Here is a 2,096-nt window from a genome sequence, read left to right as displayed (position 1 = left end):
GAAAAGCGCCGCTCCGGCCTTCTGCAGAAGGCCGGAGCGGCGCTTGAAACCAACGAAACGACAAACCAGTGAAAGGGGTCAATTCCTGATGTCGGCAAAGGGGTCAATTCCTCGTGTCGCTTGACACCAGTCTCGATAGCCAAGAATTCGAGCGATGAGTTCCTGGCTCTCACTGTTGGTGAGAGTGAACGACTTGGCATGAAGCGCTTCACGTAGAGTTTTCGCCATAGCTTTGGCATCGCGGAAATCGCGCATGAGATGATCCTTTGCATAAACGAACGGAGAGCGTCAGGAGCTTGCGTTGCTGACCCGTTCGTCCGGGCAAAGGAAGCCATAAGTGGCTCGATACATTCACCGTACCCCAACGGGGCGCAAGCAGCAGGCTGTATCTACCGAGCATCGATTGTGCACATAAGGTCTGTTGCCTGTCAATCTTAGGCTGAGGGTCCGCTTTGAGCCGAGGAACGAACCCGCTGCGCGGGAGGGCGTCTGCGGTTGAGATAGAGGGCACAGGCTGGAGGTTGCGCCTGGGTTGAACGTCGTCCGGCCAGGGCGGAGCATGACGAGCTTCTTCAACAAGGAGCCTGACCATGCAGTACCCCCATCTCGACACGCCCGTCAGCCCGCTGCGCCAGCGGTTGATCGACGACATGAACATGCGACGTTTCTCACGCGAAACGCAGCGCAACTATCTCCGCGACATCGGACGCCTGGCGACCTTCCTCGGGCGGTCACCAGACACGGCGACCGCCGACGACCTGCGCCGGTTCCAGATCGAGCAGCAGAACGATGGCGTTCCCGTTCCGACGATGAACAGCATCGTGTCGGCGTTACGCTTCCTCTTCACCCAGACCCTCGACCGCCCGGACCTGGCGCGCAGGCTCGTCCGGCTGGCGTATCCGCGTAACCTGCCTGTGGTGCTGAGCCGCGACGAGGTTGCCCGGTTACTCAATGCCACCACCTGCCTCAAGCATCAAGCGGCATTGTCGGTCGCCTATGGCGCCGGCCTACGTGTCGCGGAGGTCTCGATGCTGAAGGTTGCCGACGTCGACAGCGAGCGGATGTTGCTGCGCGTCGAGCGTGGCAAGGGCGGGCGCTATCGCAATGCCATGCTTTCGGAGGACCTGCTCACCCTGCTGCGCCAGTGGTGGAAGGTGGGGCGGCAGCAGGGTGTGATGCATCGCGACGGCTGGTTATTCCCTGGCCAACACGCAATGAAGCCGATCAGCACGCGGCAGCTCTATCGGATCGTCGTTGAGGCGGCCCAGGCCGCCGACATCGCCAAGCGGGTCGGGCCGCATACGCTGCGCCACAGCTTCGCCACCCACCTGCTGGAGGACGGCACGGACATTCGGATCATCCAGGTCCTGCTCGGGCACGCAAAACTCAACAACACCGCCCTCTACGCCAAGGTGGCGACCAAGACGGTCCGCAGGGTTACGAGTCCGCTCGACAAACTCGGCCTGTTCAAGCCGGAAGAAGCTTTCCCCGACGGTTGAGCCTTGCGTGCCTCGATCGAGGTCGCCGACATCTTCCGTGCTGCCGGCGCGGCGTACCGGCGCGCGCATGCAGGACATATGAGCCTGCCGCAACTGAAGGTGATGTCGGCGGTCGAGAACTGCCGCACTGCTGCCCTCGGCGGTCACGTCGAGGCCTGCGAGGACTGCGGCCAGCGGCGGATCGCCTACAACTCCTGCCGCAATCGGCATTGCCCAAAGTGCCAGGGCGCAGCGGCACGCACATGGCTTGCCGAACGCGAGGCTGATCTGCTTCCAGTCGGCTACTTCCACGTCGTGTTCACCCTGCCGGCCGAGGTCGCCGACATAGCGTTCCAAAACAAGGCGCTTGTCTACGACCTGCTGTTCAAGGCGGCGTCGGAGGCGATGCTGACCATCGCGGCCGATCCGAAGCACCTCGGCGCGCGCATCGGCATCACCGCCGTGCTCCACACCTGGGGATCGGCGATGACGCACCATCCGCATGTGCACATGATCGTTCCGGGCGGCGGCATCACGCCAGACGGAAGCCGATGGATATCATCGCGCCCGGCCTTCCTGCTTCCCGTACGCGTACTCGGCAAACTGTTTCGACGGCTG

3 protein-coding genes and 1 pseudogene are annotated in these 2,096 nt (G+C 62.7%); 3 read left to right on the top strand and 1 reads right to left on the bottom strand.

Translation table 11 applies throughout. From position 1 onward, the window contains the following. Nucleotides 1-72, top strand: a pseudogene (locus DMO26_RS35230) (ATP-binding protein); the annotation flags it as partial. 6 nt (nucleotides 73-78) lie between these two features. On the opposite strand, the gene DMO26_RS33325 reads toward DMO26_RS35230, so the two are convergent. Further along, a complete protein-coding gene (locus DMO26_RS33325; protein WP_226951523.1) occupies nucleotides 79-255 on the bottom strand; it encodes a glyoxalase superfamily protein in 177 nt (58 codons plus the stop codon). Between the two features lie 335 nt (nucleotides 256-590). Between DMO26_RS33325 and DMO26_RS33320 the strand changes: the two genes are divergently transcribed. Beyond that, complete coding sequence (locus DMO26_RS33320) at nucleotides 591-1,499, top strand: tyrosine-type recombinase/integrase (protein WP_117194251.1); 909 nt, start codon at nucleotides 591-593, stop codon at nucleotides 1,497-1,499. Nucleotides 1,500-1,502: 3 nt separating this feature from the next. Continuing rightward, on the top strand, nucleotides 1,503-2,096 hold a 594-nt coding region (locus DMO26_RS33315; protein WP_162895013.1), incomplete at its 3' end, for an IS91 family transposase.

It is taken from the genome of Rhizobium terrae (assembly GCF_003425685.1).
In the GTDB taxonomy this organism is placed as follows: domain Bacteria; phylum Pseudomonadota; class Alphaproteobacteria; order Rhizobiales; family Rhizobiaceae; genus Neorhizobium; species Neorhizobium terrae.
Note: the sequence above shows the minus strand (reverse complement) of the source record. Positions and strands in the feature narration are given on the sequence as shown.

Excerpts from the sequence above, each read along its gene's own strand:
- DMO26_RS33325 (WP_226951523.1), bottom strand. The coding sequence starts at position 255 with ATGCGCGATTTCCGCGATGCCAAAGCTATGGCGAAAACTCTACGTGAA.
- DMO26_RS33320 (WP_117194251.1), top strand. The coding sequence starts at position 591 with ATGCAGTACCCCCATCTCGACACGCCCGTCAGCCCGCTGCGCCAGCGG.